Annotated in this window: 16 protein-coding genes; 12 read left to right on the top strand and 4 right to left on the bottom strand. The window is 73.4% G+C overall.

The window, feature by feature from the left end; translation table 11 throughout:
* The first annotated feature begins 114 nt into the window (after positions 1–114).
* From ABUL08_RS07805 to ABUL08_RS07790, 4 genes are read left to right on the top strand one after another with little or no spacing between them, the layout of a single operon-like run.
* Positions 115–504, top strand: coding sequence for a YbaB/EbfC family nucleoid-associated protein (locus tag ABUL08_RS07805; protein ID WP_350935943.1), 390 nt, complete (start codon positions 115–117; stop codon positions 502–504).
* On the top strand, positions 491–811 hold the full coding sequence (locus ABUL08_RS07800; protein WP_350935941.1) for a type VII secretion target: 321 nt from the start codon (positions 491–493) through the stop codon (positions 809–811). The genes ABUL08_RS07805 and ABUL08_RS07800 overlap by 14 nt, the downstream gene beginning before the upstream one ends.
* On the top strand, positions 808–1,959 hold the full coding sequence (locus tag ABUL08_RS07795; RefSeq protein ID WP_350935940.1) for a WXG100 family type VII secretion target: 1,152 nt from the start codon (positions 808–810) through the stop codon (positions 1,957–1,959). The genes ABUL08_RS07800 and ABUL08_RS07795 overlap by 4 nt, the downstream gene beginning before the upstream one ends.
* A 10-nt stretch (positions 1,960–1,969) precedes the next feature.
* Positions 1,970–2,161, top strand: coding sequence for a DUF4926 domain-containing protein (locus ABUL08_RS07790; protein ID WP_350935938.1), 192 nt, complete (start codon positions 1,970–1,972; stop codon positions 2,159–2,161).
* A 54-nt stretch (positions 2,162–2,215) separates the two neighbouring features.
* On the opposite strand, the gene ABUL08_RS07785 is transcribed toward ABUL08_RS07790, so the two are convergent.
* The 3 genes from ABUL08_RS07785 to ABUL08_RS07775 form a co-directional block, all read right to left on the bottom strand.
* Positions 2,216–4,027, bottom strand: coding sequence for a hypothetical protein (locus tag ABUL08_RS07785; protein WP_350935935.1), 1,812 nt, complete (start codon positions 4,025–4,027; stop codon positions 2,216–2,218).
* 87 nt (positions 4,028–4,114) lie between these two features.
* Positions 4,115–4,555, bottom strand: a complete 441-nt coding sequence (locus ABUL08_RS07780; RefSeq protein ID WP_350935933.1) for a DUF4395 domain-containing protein — start codon at positions 4,553–4,555, stop codon at positions 4,115–4,117.
* 114 nt (positions 4,556–4,669) lie between these two features.
* Entirely contained in the window at positions 4,670–5,143 is a 474-nt protein-coding gene (locus ABUL08_RS07775) for a TlpA family protein disulfide reductase (RefSeq protein WP_350935930.1), read from the bottom strand.
* A 320-nt stretch (positions 5,144–5,463) separates the two neighbouring features.
* Between ABUL08_RS07775 and ABUL08_RS07770 the strand changes: the two genes are divergently transcribed.
* From ABUL08_RS07770 to ABUL08_RS07755, 4 genes are all read left to right on the top strand, one after another.
* Positions 5,464–6,597, top strand: a complete 1,134-nt coding sequence (locus ABUL08_RS07770) for a peptidoglycan recognition protein family protein (protein WP_350935928.1) — start codon at positions 5,464–5,466, stop codon at positions 6,595–6,597.
* A 138-nt stretch (positions 6,598–6,735) separates the two neighbouring features.
* Positions 6,736–7,149, top strand: coding sequence for a VOC family protein (locus ABUL08_RS07765; RefSeq protein WP_350935927.1), 414 nt, complete (start codon positions 6,736–6,738; stop codon positions 7,147–7,149).
* 16 nt (positions 7,150–7,165) lie between these two features.
* Positions 7,166–7,903 (top strand): ABC transporter permease, encoded by a 738-nt coding sequence (locus ABUL08_RS07760; protein ID WP_350935925.1) that lies wholly within the window; start codon positions 7,166–7,168, stop codon positions 7,901–7,903.
* Between the two features lie 80 nt (positions 7,904–7,983).
* Positions 7,984–8,490, top strand: a complete 507-nt coding sequence (locus ABUL08_RS07755; protein ID WP_350935922.1) for a DUF2231 domain-containing protein — start codon at positions 7,984–7,986, stop codon at positions 8,488–8,490.
* A 112-nt stretch (positions 8,491–8,602) separates the two neighbouring features.
* On the opposite strand, the gene ABUL08_RS07750 is transcribed toward ABUL08_RS07755, so the two are convergent.
* Positions 8,603–9,181 carry a DUF3455 domain-containing protein gene (locus ABUL08_RS07750; protein ID WP_350935920.1) on the bottom strand — a complete coding sequence of 193 codons (579 nt, stop codon included), beginning with the start codon at positions 9,179–9,181 and terminating at the stop codon, positions 8,603–8,605.
* Between the two features lie 270 nt (positions 9,182–9,451).
* Here ABUL08_RS07750 and ABUL08_RS07745 point away from each other — a divergent pair, with 270 nt between their 5' ends.
* From ABUL08_RS07745 to ABUL08_RS07730, 4 genes are all read left to right on the top strand, one after another.
* Positions 9,452–10,525: an alkene reductase gene (locus ABUL08_RS07745; RefSeq protein ID WP_350935918.1), complete on the top strand. Its 1,074-nt coding sequence runs from the start codon at positions 9,452–9,454 to the stop codon at positions 10,523–10,525.
* 99 nt (positions 10,526–10,624) lie between these two features.
* Positions 10,625–11,812 (top strand): DNA polymerase IV, encoded by a 1,188-nt coding sequence (gene dinB, locus ABUL08_RS07740; RefSeq protein ID WP_350938545.1) that lies wholly within the window; start codon positions 10,625–10,627, stop codon positions 11,810–11,812.
* A 110-nt stretch (positions 11,813–11,922) separates the two neighbouring features.
* Entirely contained in the window at positions 11,923–13,452 is a 1,530-nt protein-coding gene (locus ABUL08_RS07735; RefSeq protein WP_350935915.1) for a M1 family metallopeptidase, read from the top strand.
* 203 nt (positions 13,453–13,655) lie between these two features.
* Positions 13,656–15,230 (top strand): FMN-binding glutamate synthase family protein, encoded by a 1,575-nt coding sequence (locus tag ABUL08_RS07730; protein ID WP_350935914.1) that lies wholly within the window; start codon positions 13,656–13,658, stop codon positions 15,228–15,230.
* Positions 15,231–15,232: the final 2 nt, after the last annotated feature.

Below are 15,232 nucleotides of genomic sequence, written 5' to 3'. Positions count from 1 at the left end.
CGAAGAATTCCTTGCACAGTGCAACGAATCACTCGCCGCGTACGGGCAGCGACGCGTCGGGTGCGGTTGGTAACGTGTCGCGGGCCGACACGGGGTCCCTTGAGGAGGGTCGACATGTGGACGGACGACGCGGGCCTGGCGGCGGCACGCCGTCGCGTCGACGACTGGGAGTCGTCGCTGGCCGAGCGGGCCGCCCGCAGCGCCCTGCTGGCCGAGCGGCTGACCGGGCTGACCGGCACCGCCACCAGCCCCGACCGCACCGTCGAGGCGACCGTGGACGCGGCCGGGAAACTGGTCGGCCTGCGGCTGGACGAACGGATCCGGGCGGCCTCGGCGGCGCGGACGGCCGAGCAGGTGCTCGCGACCACCCGCGCCGCGTATGCCGACCTGCTCCGCCAGGTCACCGCGGCGACCCGGGAGACCCTGGGTCCGGACGACCCGGCGGCCACGGCCGTCGTCGAGTCGTACGCCCGGCGGCTCGGTGGTGACGGTGCCGCCCGCTGACCGCATCGAGGTCGTCCCGGCGGAACTCGTCGCGCACGCCGGTCACCTCGACCGGATCGCCGACGCGGTGACCCTGGCCCGGCAGGCCGGCGCGACGACCCGACTCGACGCCGACGCGTACGGTCAGCTCTGCACCACGGTGCCGGTGCTGCTGGGCCAGGTGCAGCGGATCCTGCTCGACGGTGTCGGCGCGGCCGCCGGCGCGGTGGGCGACGCCGCCGACCGGCTCCGGACCGCCGCCGACCGCTACCGGGCGACCGACGCCCGGTCGCAGGCGGCGCTCGACCGGGTCCGGCAGCGGTCGTGACGACCAACCCGCTGGTCGCCGCCCCCGCCGACGGGCCGACGAACCCGTGGGCCGGGGTCTGGATCGTGGAGGACATCCAGGCCATCGGCGCGGGCGTCCGCGACCACAGCTGGATCGACGGCACCCTCGGCGTGGTCGGCGCGACCCTGGACGGCCTCGCGCTGGTCTCCGACCCGCTCGGCTCCCTCCTCCAGTACGGCGTCGCCTGGATCATCGAGCACGTCCGGCCGCTCACCGAGGCCCTGGACTGGCTGGCCGGCGACCCGGCGCAGATCGGCGCCCACGCGCAGACCTGGCGCAACGTCGCCAGCTCACTGCGCGACGAGGCGGAGAGCCTGGGCCGCGCCGTCCGGATGGACGTGGCGGGCTGGGACGGCGGCGCGGGCCGCGCCTACCGCACCTGGGTCGACGAGCAGCAGCAGGCCATCGCCGGGCTCGGCGAGGCCGCCGACACCATGGCGCTGATCACCGAGGCCGCCGGCATGCTCATCGCCGCCGTCCGGCTGATGGTCCGCGACGCCATCGCCACCTGCGTCTCCCGCCTTGTCGTGTACGCGGCCGAAGAGGCCGCCACGCTCGGGTTCGCCACTCCCCTGGTGGTCGAACAGGTCACCACGACGGTGGCGGCGTGGGCGGCGAAGATCGCGCAGTGGCTGTGGGCGCTGCTGGCGAGCCTGCGCCGCCTCCTCCCCAAGCTGCACCACCTCGGCGACCTCATCGACAAGCTCAAGCAACTCCTGAATCGCCTGAGCCGCCACGGCGGCGAGAAGACGCCAACCCACCACGAACCCGAACGCCCGCCCGCCCCGGCCAGCCCGAACTCCCCCGACTTCACCGATCCCGAGATCGACCCTCGGAAGATCACTGCCTATGCCATGAATCCCGACCATCCGCGCGGCAGGGACAAGTATCGGGTCATCAGATCGGCGACCGGTCTCGACATTGGCGACGCCGCTCTCATCGAGCAGCAGATCCGGGACGGCGTACGCGAGGGAAGCCCGATCATGGGCAGGGCCGACGAGTACGGCCAGCGATGGGCGGTCGACGTGCCCCTGACAGGGCCGGGCGGGACCATCGTCGTCCGCACCGCCTGGATACTTGACGTCGGATCCTCCACACCCCGTCTCGCCACCATCTCGTTTCCGTGAGGACAGTCGAATGGACCTCTTCGACGTGGTCGAACTGACCCGTGAGCTACCGGATGAGGGGCTGGCTGCCGGCTCCGTCGGGACGATCGTGCATGTCTTCACGAAACCCCGGGACGCCTACGAGGTGGAGTTCACGGACGGCGACGGGCGCACGTTGGCCAGCCTGGCGCTGACGCCGGACCAGATCCGACCGCATCGGTAGTCCCGGGCCAGGAGGCACGGCGTCGTCCGGCACCACGAACAGGGACGAGCCGGGTCAGAAACGGCGGGCGGGTGGGATGCCGCGTGGGGGTGCGGAGCGCAGCAGCCACGTCGGGTTGCCCGCTGCGAGGATCTCGCCGTCCGCCGACCGGATTTCGGTGCGGACGTACGCGCCGGGGCCGGGCGGGAGGCGCAGGTCGTACCAGCCCTGCCGGAGTTGGCGGGGCGTGAGCCGGGTGGTCGTGGTGGCCGGCGTGAGGTCGGCGTCACCGGCCAGGTCGACGGTGCCGGTGACCACGGTCAGGGACGCGCCGTCGGGCAGGTCGGTGGCGTGCAGGCGGAGCGTCACCTCGGCGGCCGGGGTGAGCAGGACGGCACCCATCGCGCTCCGCCCGTCGACCTGGATGTCGAGGGCGCCGCGCCAGCGGGCCAGGTCGGTGAACCAGGCCTGCCCGGCGCGCAGCGCCGCGACCAGGTCGTCGCGGCCGGTGGAGGGAGCCCAGACGTACGTGAGGTGCCGGTCGGCGCGGCCCCGCCAGTCGGTGCCGTCGTGGTCGTCGGTGACCCCGACGGCGGTGGCGAAGACGGCGTTGCGGGCGGCCACGTCGTACGCCCAGAGGTAGTTGTCGACGGGCGCGCGACCGATCTCGATCAGGTCGGCGCCGAGGTTGTTCCGCTGCACCATCAGCCGGGCCAGGGACTCCCGGTTCTCCACGTCGAGCGGGTGGTTCCAGCAGACCACCCCGCCGTGCGCGTGCAGGAACTCGATCATCCGCTCGGTGCGGCCCACGTCGTTGTCCCGGTACGGCGGGGACGGGAACGCCGGCAGGGTCTGGTCCCCGCCGAACCAGTTGAGGTGCCGCACCATGGACACCTCGTACGCCCGATGGTGGGTGACCCCGGGGAACCGGCCGGCGTACCCGCGCAGCACCTCGGCGCGGAGGTCCTCGCCGGCCTGGCCGGCGCGGCGGGCCCGCTCGAAGACCAGCCGGTCCACGACGAAGCTGCCCCGCGTCGACCCGCGTACGTCGACCCCGAGGCGCAGCCCGCACAGCGAGTTGTCCCCGGCGACCAGGTCGGGCCAGAGCCGCCGGACGTCCGCCAGCAGCGGCAGGGTGTGCCGACGCCACTGCCCTGTCGGCGCGGGCAGGTCGATCGTGCCGCGCAGGCCGTCGGTCCGGTGGCCGGCGGTGCGGGCCGCGCCGAGGCGGTAGCGCAGGACGTGCTGGCCGGCGGGTCGACCGGCACGGGCCGGGTGGTGGGACAGCGCGATCTCGACGATCAGGGTGGCGTCCGGCCCGGACTCCTCGGGCAGTACGTCGAGGTGGAGGGTGGTGTCGGAGATGTTGCCGGTGTGCGTCCAGTTCCACGCCTTGCCGGCGTACCAGAGGATGCCGTCGCCGGCCGCGGCCAGCCGCAGCGCCTTCCCGGGGTCGTCGGTGGCGTGCGGCGTGTCGACGAAGTCGGCGGCCGACGCGGTGAGTCGGCCCTCGGTGGACGCCGTCCAGGTCCAGGCGAGCCCGCCCTCCGGCTCCTGTGCGCCGTCGAAGTGGACCGCGCGGCGGTGGTCGTGGGCGGCGACGCGGAAGTCGTGGTCGGTCCACCAGATCACGTCGACGCCGTGCCGCTGCGCCTGGTCGAGGTGGGCGGCGAAGCTGGCGGTGCCCTCGCTGAACGAGGCGTGCAGGTGCATGGCCATGCTGATCGGGCGGCGACCCCGCACCGGCGTCGGCGGTGGCGGGTCGGCGGTGGCGGCGAGCGCCACGGGGACGCCGACACCGGCCACCGCGAGGCCACCGGCGGCGACGAGCAGGTGCCGCCGGTGGAGCCGGGGCCGTTCGTCGCGCGTGCCGCTCTCCGCCGTCACCGGAGCCAGGGTACGGATTCCCGCACCGGCCGGTGATCCGTCGACGGGGTGCTCCCGGCGGCGGAGCGGACGAGGTGGGGTGCGCGGTCAGGCGGTGGGGGCGGGCACCCGGGCGGCGACGGGACGGCCGGTGAGCCGCCGGAACGCCAGGTAGCCCTCGCAGCCGAGGCAGACGTCGAAGGCGGCGTTGAGGAAGGCGGCGGCGAGCGCCGCGGCGGTGGCGCCGAGCCCGAGCGCGGACACGCCGGTCAGGTAGCCGACGGCCCCGGTGGTGGCGAAGACCAGGCCGACGAGCTGGGCGAACCGGACCGGCGCGACCGGTTCCAGCTCGGCCGGGGGCCGCAGCCGGGGTGCCACCAGGAGGCGGAAGAGCAGGCCGTACGGGCCGAGGCGCGGGTTGGCGGCGGTGATCGCGAAGACGGCGGCCTGGGCGAGCACGAGCCAGCCGGAGCCGGTGACCAGCGCGACGGCGAGGACGACGGTGGTGAGGGCGGCGGCGAACCGCGGCCCGCGAGGGTCGAGCAGCATGCGGGGTTCCGTTCGGGCGGGAGGGGCGGGTTCAGGCGGGGCGGGTCGGCGCACAGAGGCTCGCCGCCAGCCGCCCGTGGTCGACCACCCGTCGCCGGGTCAGCGCCACCGCCGTCACCGTCGCGCCCCGGCCAGCAACGGCGTCACGGCCGCCACCAGGTCGTCCTTCGCGGGCACGCCGGCGGCGCGCTGCGCGATCCGCCCGGCCGGGTCCACCACCAGCACCGTCGGGGTACGCCAGATGTCCAACTCCCGCGCGAGGTCGAGGTGCTCGTCGACGCCGACCTCGACCAGGTGTACGCCGTCGACGGCCGCGCGGACCTCGTCGAGCACCCGTCGGGTGGCGCGGCACGGGGCGCAGACCGGGGAGGAGAACTGCACGAGCGTGACCGTTCCGGCCCGTACGCCGAGGTCGGTGAGGGCCGCCGGGAGGGTCGCGCCGGCCGACTCGTCGGGTCGAGTGGCGACGGGCAAGGTGGCGACGGGCCGGAGCCGACCGTCCCGGTGCCGGCGCCACCAGCCGAACGCGCTCGCCAGCGCGAGTACGACGACGACCACGACGAGGCCGGTCACGGAGGGTTCCTGCACTGGTCAAGGGTGCCACAGGCCCCGGCCCGGACCGCCGGCCGTCCCACCCAGCGACATCGGGCCTCTCGTCCGCCGCGTCGGTCGGGGCCGTCGCCGGGAGACCCGGAGGTGCCCAGGAGCGATATGACTCAGCGGCATTTTCATGCCGCTGAGTCATATCGGTCGGCGGGTGGTCCGCCGCCGGGCGCGACACGCCCATCGATGCGGATCGCACCTTGCCTCTAGCGCCGCGGCCGCTGTTGGCAATATCCTCCACATCGCGCGCCTTTGTTGGAGCTACTTTTCATCCCCCCGGCCTCGCCGGCCACAGAGGAGATGCCATGCACTTCGACCACCCCGAGCTGGACCGTCGTACCCTGCTGCGGGCCGGACTCGGTGCCGCGGCGGTCGCGGTCGTCGGGAGCGAACTCGCCCTCCCCGCCGCCGCGCAGGCGGCACCGGGCGCGAACCTGGACTGGATCATCAGCTGCGACGAGTGGGGCGCCCGCCCGCCGGCGGACCCGCTGTCGATCAGCGCGATCGCCACCAACAAGATCATCGTGCACCACATGGCGTTCCCGAACAGCACCGACTACTCCGAGGAGCACGCCAAGCAGCTCGCCCGCGACTGCCAGAACCTGCACCTGGACGTCAACCACTGGTCCGACACCGGGCAGCACTTCACGGTCAGCCGCGGCGGCCACGTCCTGGAGGGCCGGCACGGCAGCCTGGACCGGCTCCAGGCCGGCGACCGGCAGATGATCTCGGCCCACTGCCCCGGCGAGAACGGCCGGGCCATCGGCATCGAGAACGAGGGCACCTACGTCACCGAGACCCCGCCGCAGGAACTGCTCGACTCACTGGTCAGGCTCTGCACCACCGTCTGCCAGCAGTACGGCCTGCACGCGCACGAAATCTTCGGCCACTGGGACTTCCGGCAGACGCAGTGCCCGGGCGCGATGTTCTACCGCGAGTTCCCGACCCTGCGCCGCCGGGTCTTCGCGAAGCTCGGCACCGACCTGGCCGACGTGCCCGCCCGCCGCTGGCCGGACATCTGGCGCTTCGTCGGTGGCCCCGTCGTCCGCGTCGCGCAGTACCTGCTGACCTTCCGCGGCTACACCGTCCCGGTCACCGGCGTCTTCGACGCCGCCACCGTGGCGGCCGTGCAGGACTGGCAGGCCCGCAACAACATCCCGGTCGACGTCGACGCCACCCTCACCGCGCCGACCTGGGAGACGCTCGCCCCCGAGCTGGAGAAGGACGCCACCGGCATCCCGGTCAGCGCGGTGCAGTTCATGCTCAACTCCAAGGGGTACGCCGACGTCGCCGTCACCGGCGAGTACGACCACGTCACCAAGAAGGCGGTGCAGGACCTGCAGGAGCTGCACGGTCTGCCCGCCAACGGCAAGGTCAGCACCACCACCTGGTGTGCTCTGGTGGGTGGTGTGGTGCGCCAGTCGTTCCGACAGGACTGACGGCGTACCGGCGGGGAGGGCGGTGGGGGTGTCAACGGCGCCACCCCCACCGCACCCGGTCGCGACCCGCCCGTCGCGCCTCGTTGGCCGGCTCCCGTCGCTCTGCGACGATGCGCAGGTCACGATCGAGGAGGCGACATGGAAGCACGGCTCAACCCGTACCTGAGCTTCACCGGCGACGCGCGCGAGGCGCTGGAGTTCTACCGTGAGGTGTTCGGCGGGACGCTGACCCTGACCACCTTCGCCGAGTTCGGCAACGCCGACCCGGCGTTGGCCGACCAGATCATGCACGGCCTGCTGCACACCGACGACGGCTACGTCCTGATGGCGGCGGACACCCCGCCCGGCATGACCCACACGCCGGGCAGCAGCATCTCGCTGATCCTCAACGGCGACGACGCCGACACCCTGCGCCGCCAGTGGCAGCGGCTCAGCGACTCCGGCACCGTCTCGGTGCAGCTGGAGAAGCAGATGTGGGGCGACGAGTACGGCGACTGCGTCGACCGCTTCGGCATCCGCTGGATGGTCAACATCAGCCAGTCGTCGAGTTGACCCGCCACCGCCTCCGATGAGCGCGCCGGCCGTCCCGATCGGACCGGCGCTCGTCGCCACCCTCTCCGGGCTCACCCTGGCCGGGGCCGCCGTGCTGCGGCTCAGCGGCCTGGGCCGGGCCCGGGCGATCCTCGGCGCCGCCGTCCGGGCCACCGTCCAGCTCGGCGTCGTGTCGCTGGTCATCGTGGCCGTGCTGCGCGCCTGGTGGAGCAGCGGCGCGTTCATCCTGCTCATGTACGCCGTCGCCACCGTCACCGCCCGGCGGCGGGTCGGCGCGGGCTGCCCGGTGCCGGTCACCGCGCTGGCGATCGCGGCCGGGGTGGCGCCCGCCCTCGGCGTACTCCTGGTGGGCCGGGCGTTGCCCGTGACGCCGCTGGTGGTGCTGCCGACGGCGGGCATCCTGATCGGCGGGGCGATGACCGCGACGAGCCTGGCCGGCCGGCGGACCCTCGACGAGTTGCGCGCCCGGCACGGCGAGTACGAGGCGGGCCTCGCGCTGGGGCTCCTGCCCCGGGACGCGGCGATGGAGATCTGCCGGCCGGCCGCCGGTCAGGCGCTGATCCCGGCGCTGGACCAGACGCGCACCGTCGGGCTGGTCACCCTGCCCGGGGCGTTCGTGGGTGTGCTGCTCGGCGGGGCCGGGCCGGTCCAGGCCGGCGCCACCCAGCTGCTGATCCTGCTGACCCTGCTGGCGGTCGAGGCGGTGGCCATCGCGCTCACCGTCGAGCTGCTCGTCCGGTGGCGACGAGGCTGACCGGTGGCCGGCCGGGTGAGGTGTAGCCCGGACGTGACGGGGAACCCGGCGACGCCTGGGGAGAGACAGGAGAGCTTGCCATGGAGAGTCGCGCCAAGGCGATGGGCCACGGGATCCATCCCATCCTGATCGTCTTCCCGTTGGGGCTGCTCGCCACCTCGGTGATCTTCGACATCCTCTATCTGGTCACCGACCGGACGGGGTTCCAGATCTCGGCCGCGTACACGATCGGCGCCGGCATCGTCGGCGGCCTGGTCGCGGCGGTGTTCGGGCTGATCGACTACAGCGCCATCCCCACCGGCACCCGCGCCAAGCGGGTCGGCGCGGCCCACGGCCTCGGCAACGTGGTGGTCCTGCTGCTGTTCGCGGTGAGCTGGCTGCTGCGCCGCGCCGCCGACAACTGGGACCCGAACGCCCTCGCGCTGATCTGCAGCTTCGCCGGCATCCTGCTCGCCGGGGCCACCGGCTGGCTCGGCGGTGAGCTGGTCGAGCGGCTCGGGGTCAGCGTGAGCGACGAGGCGGACGTCAACGCGCCCAGCTCGCTGTCACGCCGCTCCGGCGGCCGACCGCGCACCCGCGGCGTCTGACGCCCGGGAAAGCGGCCCGGGCGCTTCCCGGCCGTCGCCTCCGAGCTTCCCCGTCACCGTCGATCTCGACCCGCTCGCCGCCGATGCCGGGACCTCGACAGCGCCGCACCGATCAGCTCTGACCGGTCCAGAAGACGTAGACCGCGCCGTAGGGCACGGCCGTCGTCGCGCCGTCGGTGCAGGACCCGGAGGGGGCGACACCACCCGAGGTCAACAGGCGGTTGATGTACGCGACGTTGCCGAGCATGCCGGTGCCGCTGTGGGTGTCCACCGTCAGCAGCAGCTCGGGGATCGCCCCCGGACGCGGGCTCTCCGCGGTCTTCTTCGCCGTGATCAGCGAGCCGTCGCGCGCGGACTGCCAGCTCGGGCCCTTGAAGTGACGGATCCGGCCGCCGGTGCCGATGAGCTGGGCCTCCGGCACGGACGGGCCGGTGAACACGCCGCCGGCACAGGTGTAGGTCTGCGTGCCGCGAACGACGAGGTACGCGCCGACCGGGCGGGACCCGGCCGGCGGTCGGATCGCCGGGTCGATCCGCGGGACGTCGACCTGGCGGACGTCGGCTGCCGCGACGGCCGGGGCGGAAACCTCGGCGGCGGACGCCTGACCGGCCACCGCGCCGATCCCCGCCAGGACACCGGCCGTGCCGATGGCCGCGATCGTGCGGACCCGGGAGTGAGAGGTGCTGAGCATGCCGTTCCTCCGTTCGCGGTGGTCGCGTCCACGGCCACCAGATTGCTCAACGGACGGCAGGTGGAGAACGATCAACGTCGCTCCCGCTTCCCGGTGTCAGCTACCCGACACCGCGCAAAGGCGCGGACAGGTGGGTCGGCGGGACCGTCGCCGAGACGTACATCACGGCCGGGCTCCGCCGGGGAATCCGCGGGCACCCCGTCGAGTTGATCAAATCCGGGACGCCGCTCGTATTCACGACGTCCGTTCGACCGACGAAGCGGAGACACGATGACAGCCCTGTTCAGCCCGTTCACGGTGGGCAAGCTGGAACTGACCAACCGGATCGTCATGGCCCCCCTGACGCGCAACCGGGCCGGTGAGGGTCAGGTGCCGCAGGACATCTCGGCGACCTACTACGGCCAGCGCGCCTCGGCCGGCCTGATCATCAGCGAGGGCACCCAGCCGAGCGCCGTGGGCCAGGGTTACGCGAACACGCCGGGCATCCACTCCGCCGAGCAGGTCGAGGGCTGGCGGGCGGTTGCCGACGCGGTGCACGCGGGCGGCGGAAAGATCTTCATGCAGCTGATGCACGCGGGCCGGATCGGCCACCCCGACAACAAGGACGGGCTGGAGTCCGTGGCGCCCAGCGCCATCGCCGCGCCGGGCGAGATCTTCACCCGGGACGGCATGAAGCCGTACCCGGTGCCGCGGGAGCTGACCGGCGCGGAGCTGCCGGGGATCGTCGGCGAGTTCGTGCAGGCCGCGCGGAACGCCGTCGAGGCCGGCCTGGACGGCGTCGAGCTGCACGCCGCCAACGGCTACCTGCTGCACCAGTTCCTGGCGCCGTCGAGCAACACCCGCACCGACGGGTACGGCGGCTCGCCGGAGGCCCGCGCCCGACTGGTGATCGAGGTGACCCGTGCGGTCGCGGAGGCCATCGGCGCCGACCGGGTCGGCATCCGGATCTCGCCCGCCCACAACATCCAGGGCGTGCTGGAGGAGGACGCGGCCGACGTCGCCGCCACGTACGGCGCGCTGATCGACGCGATCGCCCCCCTCGGGCTGGCCTACCTGCACGCGCTGGCCGACCCGGCGAGCCCCCTCGTCGTGGACCTGCGGCGACGGTTCGGCGGTCCGTTCATCGCCAACGACGGCTTCGGCTCGGTGACCACCCGGCCGGACGCGGAGCGCATCCTGGACGCCGGTCTGGGCGACCTGGTGGCGGTCGGCCGGAACTTCCTGGCCAACCCGGACCTGCCCCGCCGCTGGGAGATCAACGCGCCGCTGAACGAGCCGGACCCGAGCACCTTCTACACCCCGGGCCCGCGCGGTTACATCGACTATCCGACGCTGGAGCAGTAGTCCCGACGCCCCGGGCCGGCCGGAGGAACGGTCGGCTCGGGGCTCGCGTACGGGCAGGTCAGCGCACCTGGTTCGAACATCTGTGCGATGATGTGTCCCGTGTCGGGCGAGGCCACCATCCTGCACGCCGACCTGGACGCGTTCTACGCGTCGGTCGAGCAGCGTGACGACCCGCGCCTGCGCGGCCGCCCGGTGATCGTCGGTGGTGGCGTGGTGCTGGCGTGCAGCTACGAGGCGAAGGCGCGCGGCGTGCGCAGCGCGATGGGCGGCCGGCAGGCACGCCGGCTCTGCCCGGACGCGATCGTGGTGCCGCCCCGGATGGCCGCGTACACGGCCGCGAGCCGGGCGGTCTTCGACATCTTCCGGCACACCACCCCGCTGGTCGAGGGGCTCTCCATCGACGAGGCGTTCCTCGACGTGGGCGGGCTGCGCCGGCTCTCCGGCCCACCGGCCGACATCGCCGCGCGACTGCGCCGCGAGGTCCGTGCCCGGGTCGGGCTGCCGATCACCGTCGGGGTGGCCCGGACGAAGTTCCTCGCGAAGGTGGCCAGCGGCGTGGCCAAGCCCGACGGCCTGCTGGTCGTCGCGCCGGACCGGGAGCGGGAGTTCCTGCACCCGCTGCCGGTGGAACGGCTCTGGGGCGTCGGGCCGGTCACCGCCGCCAAGCTGCGGGAACGGCGCATCCTGACCGTCGGGCAGGTGGCCCGGCTCGGCGAGGCCACCCTCGTGTCGCTGCTCGGCGCAGGCGCGGGCCGGCACCTGCACGCCCTCGCCGACAACCGCGACCCCCGACCGGTGCAGGTGGGGCGCCGCCGCTCCTCGATGGGTGCGCAGCACGCCCTGGGCCGCCAGGCGCACTCCCCCGACGACCTCGACGCGATCCTCGCCGGGCTGGTGGACCGGGTGACCCGGCGGATGCGCTCCGCCGACCGGACCGGCCGCACGGTGGTGCTGCGGCTGCGCTTCGCCGACTACACCCGGGCGACCCGCTCGCACACCCTGGCCAAGGCCACCGCGCAGACCCGTCCCCTGCTGGAGTCCGCCCGCGCGCTGCTGGGCACGGCCCGACCGGAGATCGACCGGCGGGGCATCACGCTGCTCGGGGTGTCGGTCGGCAACCTCGACGACGGGCACGTCCAGCCGACCCTGCCGTTCGACCGGGATTCCGGCGCGGAACTGGACGCCGCGGTCGACGCGGTACGGGACCGGTTCGGCTCGGCCGCGCTGACCCGGGCGGTGCTGCTCGGCCGCGACCCCGGCCTGGAGATGCCCCGCCTTCCGGACTGAGCGGCCGCGGACGGCGTGACGACACGGTCACGTAACGGCATACTTCGATGCGATCCGGCTCCTGCTGTGGAAGGGTGCGAAGGGACCACAGTCGACCCGTGGAGGGGGCCATGAGGAACGTGGGCGCGAGACTGACGGCGGTGCTGGCCGCCGGCCTGACCATGGCGGTGCTGAACACCGCGACCGCCGGGGCGGATCCGGGGGGTGGCGGGCACTTCCGGCCCGGCGCCGCGGGGATCGGCGACCCCTACTACCCGACCTACGGCAACGGCGGCTACGACGTCGCCGACTACGACCTGGCGATCCGGTACGACCCGGCCACCGACGCCCTCGACGGTCACGCGGTGATCCGGGCCCGGGCCACGCAGAACCTGTCCCGCTTCAACCTGGACCTGGTCGGCCTGACCGTCGACTCGGTCACCGTGGACGGCAGGCGGGCCCACTGGTCGCGCAGCAGCCACGAGCTGGTCGTCACGCCACGACGGAAGCTGCACGCGTCCCGTCCGTTCACCGTGGACGTCCGCTACCACGGGGTGCCGACCACCTTCACCATCGCCGGCACCGACCTGGAGGCCGGCTGGATGCACACCGACGACGGCGCGGTCGTCGCCGGCCAGCCCGAGGTGGCCACCGCGTGGTTCCCGGTCAACGACCACCCGCTGGACAAGGCGAGCTACCGGATCGCCATCACCGTGCCGGCGGGCCTGGCCGCCATCAGCAACGGCGTCCACCTCGGCACCACCACCCGCGACGGCTGGTCCACCTGGCGCTGGCGGCAGTCCACTCCGATGATCAGCTACCTGGCGACCGCGACGATCGGCAGGTTCCGGATCAGCGAGACCACCCACCACGGGAAGCCGATGATCATCGCGATGGACCCGGACCTGCCGCCGGACTTCGCCGACGACGCGGTGAGCCGCACCGGTGAGGTCACCGACTTCCTGGCGACGAAGTTCGGGCCGTACCCGTTCGAGGCCAACGGCGCGATCGTCGACGACTACGACAACCTGCACTTCGCCCTGGAGAACCAGACCCGACCGATCTACTCCCGGCACTTCTTCGCCGCCGGGGTGAACCCGTGGGAGACGTACGTGGTCGCCCACGAGCTGGCCCACCAGTGGTTCGGGGACAGCGTCGCGGTGCACCACTGGCGCGACGTCTGGCTCAACGAGGGCTTCGCCACCTACGCGGAGTGGCTGTGGGGCGAGCGGCTGGGCGACGGCACCCCGCAGCAGACCTTCGACTACCTGTACGCGCAGCCGCTGGACGCCGGATTCTGGAACCCGCCCCCCGGCGACCCCGGCGTCGACCAACTCTTCGGCAGCTCCGTCTACACCCGGGGCGGGCTGACCCTGCACGCCCTGCGGATGACCGTCGGCGACGCGGCCTTCTGGCGGATCGTGCGCGCCTGGGCCGCCACCCAGCGGGGCGGCAACGGCTCCACCGCCGAGTTCATCGCGCTGGCCGAGCGGATCTCCGGGCGGCAGCTCGACGCGTTCTTCGACGCCTGGCTCTATCAGGAGGGCAAGCCCGCGTACCCGGGTGGCGCCCCGCCGGCCGCCACCCGCGCCGCCGCCCCGGCCACCGCACCGGCGGTGGTCGTCTCGCAGCAGCAACGGCTCAAGGTCGGCCGGTACTGATCCGAACCGTGCGGGTGTCCGGCCGGGCACCCGCACGGGTCCGGACCGACAACCGGTCGTCGCCACGCCGCCGTCACCGGCACCCGCCTGCACCTGCCCGACGACGCCCTCACCACACCCCCGCCCGGCGGCGGTCCCTGGCCGCGTGCGCCGCGCGCTGCGGCGGGGTTTGACCGGCGACGCGCGCGGAGAAAGTGGCGGGCATGACCTGGGCCCGCCGTGCCGTACCCGTCGTCTCCGCCGCCGTCGCCGCGCTCGCCGCGCGCGACCTGCTCCAACGCGACCACGCGCTGCTGCGCAACTTCCCGGTCGTGGGACGGGCCCGCTACCTGCTGGAGGCGATCGGTCCGGAGCTGCGGCAGTACATCGTGGCCGGCAACAACGAGGAGCGGCCGTTCACCCGGGACCAGCGGCGCTGGATCTACGCCTCGGCCAAGAAGGAGAACAACTACTTCGGCTTCGGCACCGACAACGACATCGAGTTCACGCCCGGCTATCCGATCATCAAGCACCGCACGTTCGGGCGGGCGGTGCCGCCGTCGTCGCCGACCGCCGGGCACGAGGTGGAGCTGCCCTGCGCGAAGGTGCTCGGCGGCCCGAGGGGGCGGGCGCGCGCGTTCCGGCCCGGGTCGGTGGTCAACATCTCGGGCATGAGCTTCGGGTCGCTGTCGGGCAAGGCGGTGGAGGCGCTGAACCGGGGTGCCGCGCTGGCCGGCTGCCTGCAGAACACCGGTGAGGGTGGGCTGTCGCCGTACCACCGCAACGGCGGTGACCTGGTGTTCCAGCTCGGCACCGCGTACTTCGGGTGTCGGGACGAGCGCGGCCGGTTCAGCCTGGAGCGGCTGAAGGACCTGGTGGCGGGCGCGCCGGTGCGGGCGTTGGAGATCAAGCTGAGTCAGGGCGCGAAGCCGAGCCTCGGTGGGCTGCTGCCGGGGGCGAAGGTGTCGGCGGAGATCGCCGCCACCCGGGGCATTCCGCAGGGGCAGGACTGCGTCAGCCCGTCCCGGCACGCCGAGTTCTCCGACTGCGACAGCCTGCTCGACTGGGTGGAACTGCTCGCCGCCGAGACCGGGCTGCCGGTCGGCATCAAGTCCGCCATCGGCGACCTCGACTTCTGGGACGAGCTGACCACCCTGATGCGGGACACCGGACGCGGCGTGGACTTCGTGAACGTCGACGGTGGCGAGGGCGGCACCGGCGCCGCGCCGCTGATCTTCACCGACTCGGTGTCGCTCCCGTTCCAGCAGGGCTTCTCCCGCGTCTACAGGATCTTCGCCGAGAAGGACCTGCACGAGCGGACCGTCTTCATCGGCGCCGGCAAGCTCGGCCTGCCGGACAACGCGATCGTCGCGTTCGCGCTCGGCTGCGACATGGTCAACGTGGGTCGGGAGGCGATGCTGTCGATCGGCTGCATCCAGGCGCAGAAGTGCCACACCGACACCTGCCCCACCGGCGTCGCCACCCAGAACCCCTGGCTGGCCCGCGGCCTCGACCCGACCCGCAAGGCCGCGCGGGCCGCCAACTACATCCGTACGCTCCGGCGGGACCTGGTCAAGGTCGCCGAGGCGTGCGGCGTGGAACACCCCGGCCTGATCGACGCCGACGCGGTGGAGATCCTCGACGGCCGGACCGCCTCCACCCCGCTGCGCCAGGTGTACGGGTACCGGCCCGGCTGGGGTCAGCCGTCCGCGGCCGACCAGGCGGAGATCATCCGTCTGATGACGGCGGAGGCGCCCCGGGGTGGCAGCGCCCCGCCCTCGGCGACCGCGGTCGGCTGAGC

This window comes from Micromonospora sp. CCTCC AA 2012012 (genome assembly GCF_040499845.1).
GTDB lineage: Bacteria > Actinomycetota > Actinomycetes > Mycobacteriales > Micromonosporaceae > Micromonospora > Micromonospora mangrovi.
The sequence above is the reverse complement of the archived record's forward strand: the minus strand, read 5'-3'. Positions and strand labels throughout refer to the sequence as shown.